The organism is Micromonospora sp. SD19 (assembly GCF_054462275.1).
In genome coordinates, this window is sequence record NZ_JBTLMN010000001.1 from 586,120 (window position 1) to 602,245 (window position 16,126).

Consider the following 16,126-nt stretch of genomic DNA (forward strand, 5'->3'; position numbering starts at 1 on the left):
GGAAGGAACGTCAGATGGGCATCGAGGAGAAGCTTCCCGCCGGCGTCCTGCTCACCTCGGTGGAGAAGCTGGTCAACTGGTCTCGGAAGTCGTCCGTGTGGGGCGCCACCTTCGGCCTGGCCTGCTGCGCCATCGAGATGATGGCCGCCGGTGGTCCGCACTACGACATGGGCCGCTGGGGCATGGAGGTCTTCCGGGCGTCGCCCCGGCAGGCCGACCTGATGATCGTGGCCGGCCGGGTGAGCCAGAAGATGGCCCCGGTGCTGCGCCAGATCTACGACCAGATGGCCGAGCCGCGCTGGGTGCTCTCGATGGGCGTCTGTGCCAGCAGCGGCGGCATGTTCAACAACTACGCGATCGTGCAGGGCGTCGACCACGTGGTGCCGGTCGACATGTACCTCCCCGGCTGCCCGCCCCGGCCGGAGATGCTCATCGACGCGATCCTCAAGCTCCGCGAAAAGATCATGTACGAGCCACTGGGCCCGAACGGTCGCAAGATGCTGGCCGCGCGCCAGGAGCGCGGCGACGTTCCGGTGGTGCCCTACGGCTCGATGCCGTCCTCGTACCGCAACGACAAGGCCCGGCGCGCCGAGTGGACCCGGGCGGTCCGCGAGGGGCGCGAGGAGCAGCTGCGCATCGAGAACTGGATGAACGCTCAGAACCACCTCCACCCGCAGGCAGGCCCGAAATGACGTCACCCACGGACAAGCCAAACGACGGCGGCGTACCGCTGCCGGTGGTGCCGGCCGGCGCCACCAGTGGCGCCCCCGCCGAGTTCCCGCCGGCCAGCCCGGCCGGTCGCGGGATGTTCGGCAACCAGGGCACCGGCGACGTGTCCGGTTACGGCGGCCTGGTCCGCCAGCGCCAGCCCATCGAGGAGGCGTCCCGGCCGTACGGGGGCTACTTCGACGAGGTCCGCGACGCGCTGGAGGAGGCGTACCCGGCCTTCAACGACGCCATCGAGAAGGTCGTGGTCGACCGGGGTGAGCTGACCCTGCACGTACGCCCGGAGCGGATCGCCGAGGTCTGCCAGGTGATGCGCGACGACCTGGCGCTGCGGTTCGAGCTCTGCTCCTCGGTGTCCGGCGCGGACTACCTGGGCGCCGACGAGCGTCGCCTGCACGTGGTCTACCTGCTCACCTCGATGACGTACCGGCGGCGGGTCCGGCTGGAGGCCGCCGTCTCCGTCGAGGCCCCGCACCTGCCCAGCGTGACCGCCGTCTACCCGACCGCGGACTGGCAGGAGCGGGAGGCGTACGACATGTTCGGCATCGTCTTCGACGGCCACCCCAGCCTGACCCGGATCCTCATGCCGGACGACTGGGAGGGGCACCCGCAGCGCAAGGACTACCCGCTCGGCGGCATCCCCGTCGAGTACAAGGGCGCGGAGATCCAGCCGCCGAACGAGCGGAGGTCGTACCAGTGACGACGTCGAACTACGCCAGCGAGCGTGAGACCGACGAGGGTCGGGTCTTCACCGTCACCGGTGGGGACTGGGACACGATCGTCTCGGGCACCGACCCGATCAACGACGAGCGCATCGTGGTCAACATGGGTCCGCAGCACCCGTCCACGCACGGGGTGCTGCGGCTGATCCTGGAGCTCGAGGGCGAGACGGTCCGCGAGGCCCGTTCGGTCGTCGGCTACCTGCACACCGGCATCGAGAAGAACCTCGAATACCGCAACTGGGTCCAGGGCTCGACCTTCGTGACCCGGATGGACTACCTCGCCCCGATCTTCAACGAGACCGCGTACGCCCTCGCCGTCGAGAAGCTGCTCGGCATCACCGACGACATCACCGAGCGGGCCACCACCATCCGCGTGCTGATGATGGAGCTCAACCGGATCTCGTCGCACCTGGTCTGGCTGGCCACCACCGGCATGGAGCTGGGCGCGATCTCGATCATGCTGTACGGCTTCCGGGAGCGGGAGTACATCCTCGACATCTTCGAGACCATCACCGGTCTGCGGATGAACCACGCGTACGTGCGGCCCGGCGGTGTGGCGCAGGACGTGCCGGACGACGCGGTCGTCAAGATCCGCGAGTTCCTCAAGATGATGCCGAAGAAGCTCAAGGAGTACGAGGACCTTCTCTCCGGCCAGCCGATCTGGACCGAGCGGACGAAGAACGTCGCGGTGCTGGACGTCACCGGCTGCGTGGCGCTCGGCATCACCGGCCCGGTGCTGCGCTCCGCCGGCCTCGCCTGGGACCTGCGCAAGACCATGCCGTACTGCGGCTACGAGACGTACGAGTTCGACGTGCCGACCCACCCCGACGGTGACGTCTGGGGTCGCTACCAGGTCCGGCTCGCCGAGATCCGGGAGTCGCTGAAGCTTGTCGAGCAGGCGCTGGACCGGCTCCGCCCGGGCCCGGTGATGGTCGCCGACCGCAAGATCGCCTGGCCGGCGCAGCTGGCCATCGGCGTCGACGGCATGGGCAACTCGCTGGAGCACGTCGCGAAGATCATGGGTCAGTCGATGGAGTCGCTGATCCACCACTTCAAGCTGGTGACCGAGGGCTTCCGGGTCCCGCCCGGCCAGGTGTACGTCGCCATCGAGGCGCCCCGCGGCGAGCTGGGCGTCCACGCGGTCTCCGACGGTGGCACCCGGCCCTACCGGGTGCACTACCGGGAGCCGAGCTTCGTCAACCTGCAGGCCCTCCCGGCGATGGCCGAGGGCGGTCTGATCGCCGACGTGATCGCCGGCGGAGCCTCGTTGGACCCGGTCATGGGGGGTTGTGACCGGTGAGTGCGAGGAGTGAGCTTGCGAGCCCCGCAGTCGCGAACGGAAGGCGGCGCTGATGACGACTTTCACTGACGAGACCCGGGAGCGGGCGCGCGAGATCATCGCCCGTTACCCGGCGGACCGGTCCCGCTCGGCGTTGCTGCCGCTGCTGCACCTGGTGCAGGCCGAGGAGGGCTACGTCTCCCCGGCCGGTGTCGCGTTCTGCGCCGAGGTGCTGGGGCTGAACAAGGCCCAGGTCGGCGCGGTGGCCACCTTCTACACGATGTACAAGCGCAAGCCGACCGGTGACTTCCTGGTCAGCGTCTGCACCAACACCATGTGCAACGTGCTCGGTGGCCAGGAGGTCTACGACACCCTCTCCGAGCACCTGGGCGTCGGGCACGACGAGACCACCGCCGACGGCACGATCACGCTGGAGCACGCCGAGTGCCTGGCGGCGTGCGACTACGGCCCGGTGATGACAGTCAACTACGACTTCTTCGACGGCGTGGACCCCTCCACCGCTGTCGGTGTGGTCGACGAGCTGCGGGCCGGCGGCCGGCCGATGCCGACCCGGGGCGCCCGGCTCTGCACCCTCAAGGAGATGGCGGTGCAGCTCGCCGGTTTCGCCGACGACCGCGACGGTGCCGTCGCCGACGGCGGGCCGGGCGAGCCGACCCTGCGCGGGCTGCGGCTGGCCCAGCAGCACGGCGTCTCGGTGCCGAACTTCGACCCCAACACCCCGATCCGCAGCAAGGCCGAGGCCGACAAGGCCGCCGCCGAGGCGAAGGCGAAGGCCGAGGCCGCCAAGCCGGCGCCCGTCGAGGCCAGCGCCGCGCCGGTCAAGGGCGGCGACGGGGCGTCCGCCCCGACCGGGGTCGCCGAGCCGGCGGCCGCCGCCGGCAGCACCACCCGGGACGTGAAGGCACCGGACGACAAGTCGCCGCAGGTGCGTACCGCCGAGACCCGGCAGCCGGACGCGGGCACCGCTGTGCCGGACGCGCCCGGCACGAAGGCCCCGGCGGACAGCAGCGGCACCGCGCCACAGGCCGGCGACGCGCGCTCGGCCGAGGCGGCCGGCGTGGCGGCCAACGCGCCGGCCGGCGACGGCAAGCCCGCCGGCGACGAGGCCGGGGCGCAGGAGCGCAACCTCACCGAAGCGAAGGCCGACACGGACGCCGACGGCGCCGGATCGGCTGACGCGAGCGAAACGGGGGCCCAGAAGTGACCACTCCCCGCCCGGAGACGCTGGCCAAGCTGACGCCGGTGCTGACCAAGCGCTGGCTGTCGCCGGACGCCTGGCGCATCGGCACGTACGAGCAGCTCGACGGCTACGCCGCGCTGCGCAAGGCGCTCAAGGCCCACCCGGACGACCTGATCCAGCTGATCAAGGACTCCGGGCTGCGCGGCCGGGGTGGCGCCGGTTTCCCGACCGGCCTCAAGTGGGGCTTCATCCCCCAGGGCGACGGTAAGCCGCACTACCTGGTGGTCAACGCCGACGAGGGCGAGCCGGGCACCTGCAAGGACCTGCCGCTGATGACCCACGACCCGCACGCGCTGGTCGAGGGCGTGATCATCGCGTCGTACGCGATCCGGGCCGCCCGCGCCTACATCTACATCCGGGGCGAGGCGGTGCACGCCGCGCGTCGGCTGCGCAACGCGGTCCAGGAGGCGTACGACAAGGGTTACCTCGGCCGGAACATCCTGCGCAGCGGCTACGACCTGGAGCTGGTGGTGCACTCCGGCGCCGGCGCGTACATCTGCGGCGAGGAGACGGCGCTGCTGGACTCGCTGGAGGGGTTCCGGGGCCAGCCCCGGCTGCGCCCGCCGTTCCCGGCCACCCACGGCCTGTACGCGAGCCCGACGGTGGTGAACAACGTCGGCACCATCGCCAGCGTGCCGCCGATCGTGCTCGGTGGGGCCGACTGGTGGAAGAGCATGGGCACCGAGAAGTCCTCCGGGCCGATGATCTACTCGCTCTCCGGGCGGGTCGCCAACCCGGGCCAGTACGAGTGCTCGATGGGTATCACGCTGCGCGAGCTGCTGGAGCTGGCCGGTGGCATGCAGCCCGGCCACAACCTGCGCTTCTGGACCCCGGGGGGCTCGTCCACCCCGCTGCTGGCCGCCGAGCACCTGGACGTGCCACTCGACTTCGAGGGGGTGGCGGCGGCCGGCTCGATCCTCGGCACCACTGCCACGCAGATCTTCTCGGACCAGGACTGCCCGGTCTACGCGACGTACCGGTGGTTGGAGTTCTACCACCACGAGTCGTGCGGCAAGTGCACCCCGTGCCGTGAGGGCAACTACTGGATGGTCCGGGTCTACCGGCGGATCCTCGCCGGTCAGGGCACCCACGAAGACCTGGACACCCTGCTGGACACCTGTGACAACATCCTCGGCCGGTCGTTCTGCGGCCTGGGTGACGGCGCGACCAGCCCGGTGACCTCCTCGCTGAAGTACTTCAAGCAGGACTACCTCGACTACATCGAGGGTCGTAAAGCTCCCAAGCTGTCGGAGAAGACCTTGGTGGGTGCGCACTGATGAGCGCGAGGAACGAGCTTGCGAGTCCCGCAGTCGCGAATGAAGGGCGACTCTGATGACCGACGTAGCCAAGCAGACCGAGACCGTCACCCTCACCATCGACGGCGTCCAGGTCACCGCCCCCAAGGGGGCACTGCTGATCCGGGTCGCCGAGCAGATGGGCACCGAGATCCCCCGGTTCTGCGACCACCCGCTGCTGGCCCCGGCCGGCGCGTGCCGGCAGTGCCTGGTCGAGGTGGAGGGGCAGCGCAAGCCGGTCGCCTCCTGCACCCAGACCGTCGCCGACGGCATGGTGGTCCGCACCCAGATCACCTCCCCGGTGGCCAAGAAGGCGCAGGAGGGGGTGATGGAGCTGCTGCTGCTCAACCACCCGCTGGACTGCCCGATGTGCGACAAGGGTGGTGAGTGCCCGCTGCAGAACCAGGCTATGTCCACCGGCCGCACCGACTCGCGTTTCCACGAGCACAAGCGGGAGTACGAGAAGCCGATGGCGATCAGCAGCCAGGTGCTGCTGGACCGCGAGCGGTGCGTGCTCTGCCAGCGCTGCACCCGGTTCTCCGAGGAGATCGCCGGCGACAAGTTCATCGACCTGATGGGCCGGTCGTCCGCTGAGGAGATCAACATCTACCGGGACGACGCGTACGGCGTGGAGTCCGGGGAGGACAGCGGGGACGTCCCGTTCAACTCCTACTTCTCCGGCAACACCGTGCAGATCTGCCCGGTGGGCGCGTTGACCGGTGCCCAGTACCGGTTCCGCGCCCGCCCGTTCGACCTGGTCTCCAGCCCGAGCGTCTGCGAGCACTGCTCGGCCGGCTGCGGGCAGCGCACCGACTGGCGGCGCGGCAAGGTGCTGCGCCGGCTGGCCGGCGACGAGCCGGAGGTCAACGAGGAGTGGAACTGCGACAAGGGCCGGTGGGGCTTCCAGTACACCCGGGCCGCCGACCGGCTGACCACGCCGCTGGTCCGCGACGAGCAGACCGGTGAGCTGCGCGAGGCGTCCTGGAGCGAGGCGCTCACGGTCGCTGCCGAGGGGCTGCACACGGCTCGGGAGAGCGGGCAGGGCACCGCGGTGCTCACCGGCGGTCGGCTGACCGTCGAGGACGCGTACGCGTACGCCAAGTTCGCCCGGGTCGCGTTGAACACCAACGACATCGACTTCCGGGCCCGACCGGTCTCCCGCGAGGAGGCCGACTTCCTGGCCAGCTCGGTCGCCGGGGTCACCGACGTCACCTACACCGACGTGGAGAACGCGCCGGCGGTGGTGCTGGTCGGCCTGGAGCCCGAGGAGGAGTGCCCGATCCTCTTCCTGCGGCTGCGCAAGGCGTACCTGAAGAAGACCCTGACGGTGTACGCGCTGGCGCCCTTCGCCACGCGCGGCCTGGAGAAGCTCGGTGCCAAGCTGGCCCGGGTGGTGCCGGGCGAGGAGGCCAGCGTGCTCGCCGAGCACGCCACGGTCAGCGAGGCGCTGAGCGCCCCTGGCGCGATCCTGATCGTCGGCGAGCGGTTGGCCACCGTGCCGGGTGGGCTCTCCGCCGCGGCCGACGTGGCCCGGCGTACCGGCGCGAAGCTGGCCTGGGTGCCGCGGCGCGCTGGTGACCGCGGCGCGGTCGACGCGGGCTGCCTGCCCAACCTGCTGCCCGGTGGACGCCTGGTGACCGAACCGGCCGCTCGGGCCGAGCTGGGTGAGGCGTGGGACATCCCGGCCGGGGTGATCCCCAGTCAGGCCGGCCGGGACACCGACGGCATCCTGAGCGCGGCGGCCAACGGGCAGCTCGGCGCGCTGGTCGTCGGAGGTGTCGACCCGGCCGACCTGGCCGACCCGCGACTGGCCGAGTCCGCCCTGGACGCGGTGCCGTTCCTGGTCAGCCTTGAGCTGCGCGCCAGCGCGGTGACCCGGCGGGCGAACGTGGTGCTGCCGGTCGCCCCGGTGGCCGAGAAGGCCGGCAGCTTCCTGGACTGGGAGGGCCGGCTGCGCCCGTTCGAGGCGGTCCTGAACACCACCGCGATGACCGACGGCCGGGTGCTCGACGCGCTGGCCGCGCTGCTCGACGTGCGCCTCGGCACCGCCGACGTGCTGAGCGTGCGCCGCGAGCTGGGCACGCTGCCGGCGACGCGGATGTCGCGGCCGGCCGCGCCGTCGGTCGCGCCTGGCCGGGTGCCGGAGCCGAAGGCCGGGGAAGCCGTGCTGGCCACCTGGCACCAGCTGGTGGACCTCGGCACCCTGACCGAGGGCGACGAGAACCTCGCCGGCACCGCCCGTCCGCCGGTGGTCCGGCTGGGTAAGGGCACCGCCGAGGCGCTCGGTGTGGTCGACGGTGACGCCGTCACTGTCGGCACCGACCGGGGGGCGCTGACCCTGCCCGCGGAACTCACCGAGATGCCGGACGGCGTGGTCTGGCTGCCGACCAACTCACCCGGCTCGACAGTGCGGCGCAGCCTTGGGGCGACGTCCGGCGCGGTCGTCCGGATCTCCGTCCCCGCACCGAGTACGGCCATTCCGGCCGGGCGCGTGGCGGCCGACGAGGCCGGTCTCCCGGGTCCGCTCCTTAACTCCGGGGGTAACCAGTGACTCCGTCAATCCTCGCCCAGGACCCCACGCTGGCCGACTTCGGCCGGGATCCGTGGTGGCTGGTTCTCGGCAAGATTGTCTTCGCGTTCGCCTTCGGGCTGCTGGCCACCCTGCTCGGTGTCTGGTTCGAGCGGCGCGTCGTGGGTTACATGCAGGTGCGGCCCGGCCCCAACCAGGTCGGCCCGTTCGGCCTGCTGCAGACCCTCGCCGACGGTCTGAAGATGGCCTTCAAGGAGGACATCCTGCCGAAGGCGGCCGACAAGGTCGTGTACTTCTTCGCCCCGACCATCTCGGTGATCTGCGCGGTCACCGCGCTGTCGGTGGTGCCGTTCGGCCCGATGGTGAGCATCTTCGGTCACCACACCCCGTTGCAGGTCACCGATGTGCCGGTGGCGGTGCTGCTGCTGCTCGCCTGCTCCTCGATGGGCGTCTACGGCGTCGTCCTGGGTGGTTGGGCGTCCGGTTCGACGTACCCGCTGCTCGGTGGTCTCCGGTCGAGCGCCCAGATGATCTCCTACGAGGTCGCGATGGGGCTGAGCATCGTGGCGGTCTTCATGACCGCCGGCACGATGAGCACCAGCGGGATCGTCGCCGCTCAGGGAGACGGCACCGAGCTGACCATCTTCGGCCAGACGGTTCCGGCCCCCGGCTGGTACGCGATCCTGCTGCTGCCGAGCTTCATCATCTTCTTCATCGCCACAGTGGGTGAGACCAACCGGGCACCGTTCGACCTTCCCGAGGCCGAGTCCGAGCTGGTCGCCGGCTTCATGACCGAGTACAGCTCGCTGAAGTTCGCGCTCTTCATGCTCAGCGAGTACGTCGCGATGGTGACCATGTCCGCTGTCACCACGACGCTGTTCCTGGGCGGGTGGCGGGCACCCTGGCCGATCACCATCTGGGAGGGCGCCAACTCCGGTTGGTGGCCGATGCTCTGGTTCTTCGGCAAGGTGATCGCGCTGGTCTTCGTCTTCGTGTGGCTGCGGGGCACGCTGCCCCGGCTGCGGTACGACCAGTTCATGCGGCTCGGCTGGAAGGTGCTGCTGCCGATCAACCTGGTCTGGATCCTGGTCCTGTCGGGCCTGCGCTCCATCGAGGACTGGGACACCCGCGGCAAGATGATCGCCGTCGGTATTCCGGCCGGCATCCTGCTGATCGCCACGATCTTCTGGCCCAGCCGGCGTCCGAAGCCGAAGCCGACGACGCAGGAACAGGTCGACAACCGGCCGCACGGGAGCTTCCCGCTGCCGCCGATGGATCTTCAGGTACCACCGAGCCCGCGTATCACGCGCGTGGTCGCCGAGCGGGAGCCGGCCAACATCGTTGCCGGCTCGGACTCCAGGGAGGTGTGACGTGGGCGCGATCACCGGAACGTTCAAGGGATTCGGTGTCACCTTCTCGCACATGTTCAGGAAGGTCGTCACCACCGACTACCCGTTCAAGCCGCCGGTGTCGGCGCCGCGCTACCACGGGCGGCACATCCTCAACCGGCACCCGGACGGCCTGGAGAAGTGCATCGGCTGTGAGCTGTGCGCCTGGGCCTGCCCGGCGGACGCGATCTACGTCGAGGGTGGCGACAACACCGACGAGCAGCGCTTCTCGCCGGGTGAGCGGTACGCCAGCATCTACCAGATCAACTACGCCCGGTGCATCTTCTGCGGGTTGTGCATCGAGGCCTGCCCGACCCGGTCGCTGACCATGAGCAACGAGTACGAGCTGGCCCGGGACAACCGGCAGGACCTGATCTTCACCAAGGAGCAGTTGCTCGCGCCGTTGCTGGAGGGCATGGAGCAGCCGCCGCACCCGATGCGGCTGGGTGACAGCGAGAAGGACTACTACGTCGGCGCGCTGGACAACCCGGGCACCTCCGCCGGTGCGGAGACGTCACCGATGGGCCCCGGCCGCTACCAGGTCGAGGAGCACCCCGGCGTGACGTTCCCGGGCGCCGAGCAGGCCGCCCAGCGGGTCGCGGCCGGCAAGGGAGAGAACGCATGACCACGTCTACGGTGCTGGCCGCGGCGGGTGCGGTGTCCGGCGGCGAGGAGGTCACCTTCTGGATCCTCGGGCCGCTCGCACTGATCGGCGCGATCGGGATGGTGGCGGCCCGCAACGCGGTGCACTCCGCGCTCTGGCTGGTGCTCACCATGCTCTGCCTGGGCGTCTTCTACGTGCTCCAGGCCGGGCCGTTCATCGGCATGGTGCAGATCATCGTCTACACCGGCGCGATCATGATGCTCTTCCTCTTCGTGCTGATGCTTGTCGGCCGGGATTCCACCGACTCGCTGATCGAGACGTTGCGCGGCCAGCGGGTCGCCGCGATCGTGCTGGGGCTGGGCTTCGCCGGTCTGGTCGGCGGCGCGCTCTACCGGGCGCTGGAGGGCACCACGGCGGTCGGCCTGGAGCAGGCCAACGCGGAGGGCAACGTGCAGGGCATCGCCCGACTGCTCTTCACCAAGTACGTCTTCGCGTTCGAGCTGACCTCGGCGCTGCTGATCACCGCGGCGGTCGGCGCCATGGTGCTCGCGCACATCGAGCGCCGCAAGCAGGACAAGGTCGACCAGGTGTCGACGATGCGGGCGCGGTTCGCGCCGGGCAACTACCCCGGCCCGAAGCCCGGCCCCGGCGTCTTCGCGACCTCGTCCTCGGTGGCCACCCCGGCCCGACTGCCGGACGGCCGCCTCTCGGAGCGGAGCACGCCGGAGATCCTGCCGGTGCGGGAGCTGACCGCGCAGGAGACCACGCTGAAGGGGACAGACTCATGACGCCTGACTACTACCTGGTCCTCGCGGCGGTGCTGTTCACCATCGGTGCCGCCGGGGTGCTCGTCCGGCGCAACGCGCTCGTGCTGTTCATGTGCGTGGAGCTGATGCTCAACGCGGCCAACCTGACGCTGGTCACCTTCAGCCGGATCAACGGTGACCTCAACGGTCAGATCATGGCGTTCTTCGTGATGGTGGTGGCGGCGGCCGAGGTCGTGGTCGGGCTCGCGATCATCATGTCCATCTTCCGGACGCGACGCTCCGCGAGCGTCGACGACGCCAACCTGCTGAAGTACTAGAGGGGTCCACCGGTGGAAGAGACTGTGGAATACGCCCAGGCCACGGGGCTGCTCGGGGGCGTCTGGCTGCTGGTGGCGATCCCGCTGGTCAGCGCGGCCATCCTGCTGCTGCTCGGCCGCCGGGCCGACCGCTGGGGGCACTGGTTGGGCGTCGCTGCCATCGGCGCCGCGTTCGTGCTCGGCCTGAGCTTCTTCTTTCAGCTGCGTGGCCTGGAGAACAAGTCGGTCGAGCTGAGCCTCTGGGACTTCATCGCGGTCGGTGATCTGCGCGTCGACTTCGGCCTGCTGTTCGACCCGCTGGCCGCGGTCTTCGTACTGCTGATCACCGGGGTGGGTTTCCTGATCCACCTGTACGCGGTGGAGTACATGTCGCACGACGCGGGCCGTCGTCGGTTCTTCGCGTACTTCAACCTGTTCGTCGCGGCGATGCTGCTGCTGGTGCTCGGCAACAACTACGTGATGCTGTACTTCGGCTGGGAGGGCGTCGGTCTGGCGTCGTACCTGCTGATCTCCTTCTGGACCGAGCGGCCGAGCGCGGCCACCGCCGGCAAGAAGGCGTTCCTGATGAACCGGGTCGGGGACGCCGGCCTGGCCATCGGCATCTTCATCATGTTCGCCACCCTGGGCACCACCCAGTACGACGAGGTGTTCAACGGTGTCGGCGCGCTGACCGGCACCACAGTGCTGGTCCTCGGCCTGTTGCTGCTGCTCGGCGCGGCCGGTAAGTCCGGTCAGTTCCCGCTCCAGGCGTGGTTGCCGGACGCGATGGAGGGCCCGACCCCGGTGTCGGCGCTCATCCACGCCGCCACCATGGTCACCGCCGGTGTCTATCTGATCGCCCGGTCCAACCCGATTTTCTCCGCCAACTCGACGCTGCAACTCGTGGTGGTCAGCGTCGGCGCGCTCACCCTGCTGATCGGCTGCATCATCGGCGCGGCCAAGGACGACATCAAGCGGGTGCTCGCCTGGTCGACGGTGAGCCAGATCGGCTACATGTTCCTCGGTGTCGGTCTCGGCGGCGCGGCGTACGCGTTGGCCATCGTGCACCTGCTGGCGCACGGTTTCTTCAAGGCCAACATGTTCCTGGGCGCCGGCTCGGTCATGCACGGGATGAAGGACCAGGTCGACATCCGCCGCTTCGGTGGCCTGTCGAAGCACATGAAGATCACCTGGCTGACCTTCATGATGGGCTGGCTGGCCATCATCGGCATGTTCCCGTTCTCCGGCTTCTTCTCCAAGGAGCCGATCATCGTGGCCGCCTTCGAGCGGGACGACTGGACCGCCTGGCTCTTCGGTGGGGCGGCGCTGCTCGGCGCCGGGCTGACCGCGTTCTACATGACCCGGCTGTTCGTGCTCACCTTCCACGGCCCGCAGCGGTGGACCGAGGACATCGAGCACCCGCACGAGTCGCCGAAGCTGATGACCATCCCGCTGATCCTGCTGGCGGTCGGCTCGGTCGGTGCCGGCTTCCTGCTCTCCACGTCCGTTCCGGACTGGCTGACCCAGACCGCCGGGCTGGGCGGCGAACACGCCGAGCACGAGGCGGTCCTCTCGCACGCCGTGATCACCACGCTGTCGCTGCTGGTCACCGTGCTCGGCGCCGGGCTCGCCTGGTTCCTCTTCCGGGCCGGTACGGCCACCGCGCCGCAGCCGGCCGGGGTGCTGGTCACCGCCGCCCGGCGCAACCTCTACACCGACGCCGTCAACGAGGCGGTCTTCGAGAAGCCGGGCATCTTCCTCACGCGGGCGCTGGTGTACCTCGACAACCGGGGCGTCGACGGGCTCGTCAACGGGCTCGCCGCCGCGGTCGGCGGTGGCTCGGGCCGCCTCCGCCGGATGCAGACCGGCTTTGTCCGCTCGTACGCCACCTCGATCCTGGCCGGTGCGCTGCTGGTGATGGCGGCGTTCCTGGCGGTGCAGGCGGGGTGGTTGGCGTGATCGACCTCAATACGCCCGCCCCCGCCGGCGGACCACGCAGTGACGACGGAGGTAAGGCCGCATAATGTCCAACTTCCCGTTCCTCTCGGTGCTCACCGTGGCGCCGCTGGTGGGCGCCCTGGTGGTGGCCTTCCTGCCGCGTCACCGCCCGGAGCTGGCCAAGCAGGTGGCGTTCGCCTGGTCGCTGCTCGTGCTGGTGCTCTCGGTGGTGATGTGGGTCAGCTTCAACGCCGGCGGTGACCGGTTCCAGTTCCGCGAGTCGTACTCGTGGATTCCGAACTGGGGGGTCAGCTTCACCTTCGCCGCCGACGGCATCGCGTTGGTGATGCTGATGCTGATCGCGGTGCTGGTGCCGCTGGTGATCCTGGCGTCCTGGCACGACGCCGAGTCGTCGAAGCGGTCGGTGCCCGTCTACTTCGCGCTGCTGCTGGTCCTCGAGTGCACGATGATCGGCGTCTTCGCGGCCGCCGACGTCTTCCTGTTCTACGTGTTCTTCGAGGTCATGCTGGTGCCGATGTACTTCCTCATCGGCAGCTACGGCGGCCACCAGCGGCAGTACGCGGCGGTGAAGTTCTTCCTCTACTCGCTGGTCGGCGGTCTGTTCATGCTGGCCGCGGTGATCGGCCTGTGGGTGGTCGGCGGGAAGACCTTCGACTGGCAGGCGCTCTCGCAGGTCGACATCAGCACCGGCACCGAGCGGTGGCTGTTCCTCGGCTTCTTCCTCGCGTTCGCCATCAAGGCGCCGTTCTTCCCGTTCCACACCTGGCTGCCCGACGCCGGTGGGGCCGCCCCGGCGGGCGCGGCGGCGCTGCTCGTCGGGGTGCTGGACAAGGTCGGCACCTTCGGCATCCTGCGGTACTGCCTGCCGTTGTTCCCGGAGGCGTCGAAGTGGTTCGCACCGTGGGCGCTGGCCCTGGGCGTGATCGGCATCGTCTACGCCGCGCTGCTGGCGGTCGGCCAGAACGACCTCAAGCGGCTGGTGTCGTACACCTCGATCGCGCACTTCGGCTTCATCGGGGTGGGCATCTTCGCCTTCACCACGCAGGCCGGCACCGGCGCGGTGCTCTACATGCTCAACCACGGCCTGGCCACCGGCCTGCTCTTCCTGGTGGTGGGCATGCTGATCGCCCGGCGCGGCTCGTCGTTGATCAGTGACTTCGGTGGCGCGGGCAAGCTGGTGCCGGTGCTCGCCGGGGTGCTGTTCTTCGCCGGTCTCGCCTCGCTGGCGTTGCCCGGCACCGCGCCGTTCATCTCCGAGTTCCTGGTGCTGATCGGCACGTTCACTGTGAACAAGCCGGTAGCGGTCATCGCGACGCTCGGCATCATCCTGGCCGCCGCGTACGTGCTGTGGATGGTGCAGCGCACCACCCAGGGCACGTTGAACCCGGCGCTGACCGAGGTCGACGGCATGCGCCGGGACCTCAACCTGCGCGAGAAGGTCGTGGTTGCCCCCCTGATCGCGCTGATCGTGCTGCTCGGCTTCTTCCCCAAGCCGGTCACTGACGTGATCAACCCGGCCGTCCAGGCGACCATGGACGACATCGGCAGAACCGACCCGGCGCCGTCCGTGGGCGGCACCGTCCAGGAGGCGGCTCGGTGAGCGCGAGGAGTGAGCTTGCGAGCCCCATCCGCCCGCGCGAGGAGAGAGCGAAGCGAGCCCCGCAGTCGCGGGCAGAGGCTTGCGCAGTCGCGAACGAAAGGTCGGCACTGTGACCGAGTTGAAACTGCCGTCGATCGAGTACGCGGCGATCGCTCCGATCCTGATCATGCTGGGCGCCGCGCTGTTCGGTGTGCTGGTCGAGGCCCTGGTGCCGCGGCGCTGGCGGCATCTGGTGCAGTTGACGTTGGCGCTGCTCGCGGTGCTCGCGGCACTGACCATGGTGGTCCTCAGCGCCGACGAGCGGATCATCACCGTCGGGCAGGCCCTCGCCATCGACGGGCCGACGCTCTTCCTCCAGGGCGCGATCCTGGTGCTGGCCGCGATGGCGCTGCTGCTGATCGGTGACCGCTCGGTCGAGCGGGGCGGGGCGTTCGTCGCCCAGGCCGCGGTGACCGCCGAGTCGGCCGACGATCGGCGGCAGGCCGAGGGGCGCAACGGTCTCACCGAGGTCTACCCGCTCACCACGTTCGCGATCGGCGGCATGCTGATCTTCGTGGCGGCGAACGACCTGCTGACCATGTTCATCGCGCTGGAGGTCTTCTCTCTGCCGCTCTACCTGCTCTGCGCGCTGGCCCGTCGCCGGCGTCTGCTGAGCCAGGAGGCGGCGATGAAGTACTTCCTGCTCGGCGCGTACGCCTCCGCGTTCTTCCTGTTCGGCGTGGCCCTGATCTACGGCTTCACCGCCGGCATCCCGGGCCGCTCGGCCGGCGTCGACTTCGCGACCATCCACGCGGCGGTGAGCGAGTCGCCGGCCAGCCCGGTGCTGCTCTTCGCCGGCATGGCGCTGCTCGCCATCGGTCTGCTCTTCAAGGCGGCGGCGGCCCCGTTCCACGTCTGGACCCCGGACGTCTACCAGGGTGCTCCGACCCCGGTCACCGGGTTCATGGCGGCCTGCACCAAGGTCGCCGCGTTCGGTGCGCTGCTGCGCGTCTTCCAGGTCGCGTTCGCCGACGCCAACTGGGACTTCACCCCGGTCCTCGGCGCGGTGGCGGTGCTGACCATGCTGGTCGGTGCGGTGCTCGCGGTCACCCAGACCGACATCAAGCGGCTGCTCGCGTACTCCTCGATCGCCAACGCCGGCTACCTGCTGGTCGGTGTGTTGGCGCCGAGCCGTGACGGGCTCGCCGGCACGATGTTCTACCTGGTCGCGTACGGCTTCTCGGTGTTGGCGGCGTTCGCCGTGGTGACGCTGGTCCGCGACGACGACGGCGAGGCCACCCACCTGTCCCGCTGGGCCGGGCTGGGCCGGCGGTCGCCGTTCTTCGCCGCGCTGTTCACGTTCATCCTGCTGGCCTTCGCCGGTATTCCGCTGACCAGCGGTTTCACCAGCAAGTTCGCCATCTTCGGGCCGGCGCTGGAGGGTGGCCAGGCCTGGCTGGTGATCGCCGGTGTGCTGACCAGCATGATCCTCGCGTTCCCGTACCTGCGGGTCGTGGTGATGATGTGGCTCTCCGAGCCGGGCGAGTCCACCCCGACCGTCACAGTGCCCGGTGGGCTCACCGCCGCCGCGTTGATGATCGGTGTGCTGGCGACCCTGGTGTTGGGTGTCGCCCCGGCGCCGCTGCTCGATCTGGCGACCGGAGCTGCCGAATTCGTTCGATAGCCGAAGGATCGATCACCGGGGGTCGGCGCGTGTTCA

13 protein-coding genes are annotated in these 16,126 nt (G+C 69.7%); all 13 read left to right on the forward strand.

Features of this window, described 5'->3' with window-relative positions:
* Positions 1-14 precede the first annotated feature (14 nt).
* The gene (locus ACX27O_RS02735; RefSeq protein ID WP_030334123.1) at positions 15-692 is read left to right on the forward strand and encodes a NuoB/complex I 20 kDa subunit family protein; all 678 of its coding nucleotides are present in this window, start codon (positions 15-17) and stop codon (positions 690-692) included.
* The gene (locus tag ACX27O_RS02740; protein WP_030334125.1) at positions 689-1,426 is read left to right on the forward strand and encodes an NADH-quinone oxidoreductase subunit C; all 738 of its coding nucleotides are present in this window, start codon (positions 689-691) and stop codon (positions 1,424-1,426) included. The genes ACX27O_RS02735 and ACX27O_RS02740 overlap by 4 nt, the downstream gene beginning before the upstream one ends.
* Positions 1,423-2,748, forward strand: a complete 1,326-nt coding sequence (locus ACX27O_RS02745) for an NADH-quinone oxidoreductase subunit D (RefSeq protein ID WP_030334127.1) — start codon at positions 1,423-1,425, stop codon at positions 2,746-2,748. The genes ACX27O_RS02740 and ACX27O_RS02745 overlap by 4 nt, the downstream gene beginning before the upstream one ends.
* A 52-nt stretch (positions 2,749-2,800) precedes the next feature.
* Positions 2,801-3,952 (forward strand): NADH-quinone oxidoreductase subunit NuoE, encoded by a 1,152-nt coding sequence (nuoE, locus tag ACX27O_RS02750; protein ID WP_030334129.1) that lies wholly within the window; start codon positions 2,801-2,803, stop codon positions 3,950-3,952.
* On the forward strand, positions 3,949-5,265 hold the full coding sequence (nuoF, locus tag ACX27O_RS02755; protein WP_210858518.1) for an NADH-quinone oxidoreductase subunit NuoF: 1,317 nt from the start codon (positions 3,949-3,951) through the stop codon (positions 5,263-5,265). Before nuoE ends, nuoF begins: the two co-directional genes overlap by 4 nt.
* Positions 5,266-5,320: 55 nt before the next feature.
* On the forward strand, positions 5,321-7,834 hold the full coding sequence (locus ACX27O_RS02760) for an NADH-quinone oxidoreductase subunit G (RefSeq protein WP_458938900.1): 2,514 nt from the start codon (positions 5,321-5,323) through the stop codon (positions 7,832-7,834).
* Positions 7,831-9,183: an NADH-quinone oxidoreductase subunit NuoH gene (nuoH, locus tag ACX27O_RS02765; RefSeq protein ID WP_030334136.1), complete on the forward strand. Its 1,353-nt coding sequence runs from the start codon at positions 7,831-7,833 to the stop codon at positions 9,181-9,183. The genes ACX27O_RS02760 and nuoH overlap by 4 nt, the downstream gene beginning before the upstream one ends.
* Position 9,184: 1 nt before the next feature.
* The gene (nuoI, locus tag ACX27O_RS02770; protein WP_030334137.1) at positions 9,185-9,826 is read left to right on the forward strand and encodes an NADH-quinone oxidoreductase subunit NuoI; all 642 of its coding nucleotides are present in this window, start codon (positions 9,185-9,187) and stop codon (positions 9,824-9,826) included.
* A complete protein-coding gene (locus tag ACX27O_RS02775) occupies positions 9,823-10,593 on the forward strand; it encodes an NADH-quinone oxidoreductase subunit J (RefSeq protein ID WP_030334138.1) in 771 nt (256 codons plus the stop codon). The genes nuoI and ACX27O_RS02775 overlap by 4 nt, the downstream gene beginning before the upstream one ends.
* A complete protein-coding gene (nuoK, locus tag ACX27O_RS02780; RefSeq protein WP_030334139.1) occupies positions 10,590-10,889 on the forward strand; it encodes an NADH-quinone oxidoreductase subunit NuoK in 300 nt (99 codons plus the stop codon). Before ACX27O_RS02775 ends, nuoK begins: the two co-directional genes overlap by 4 nt.
* Positions 10,890-10,901: 12 nt before the next feature.
* Positions 10,902-12,827, forward strand: coding sequence for an NADH-quinone oxidoreductase subunit L (gene nuoL, locus ACX27O_RS02785; RefSeq protein ID WP_030334141.1), 1,926 nt, complete (start codon positions 10,902-10,904; stop codon positions 12,825-12,827).
* A 64-nt stretch (positions 12,828-12,891) separates the two neighbouring features.
* On the forward strand, positions 12,892-14,427 hold the full coding sequence (locus ACX27O_RS02790; RefSeq protein ID WP_030334143.1) for an NADH-quinone oxidoreductase subunit M: 1,536 nt from the start codon (positions 12,892-12,894) through the stop codon (positions 14,425-14,427).
* 109 nt (positions 14,428-14,536) lie between these two features.
* Positions 14,537-16,090 (forward strand): NADH-quinone oxidoreductase subunit NuoN, encoded by a 1,554-nt coding sequence (gene nuoN / locus ACX27O_RS02795; protein WP_030334145.1) that lies wholly within the window; start codon positions 14,537-14,539, stop codon positions 16,088-16,090.
* The last annotated feature ends 36 nt before the right edge of the window (positions 16,091-16,126 follow it).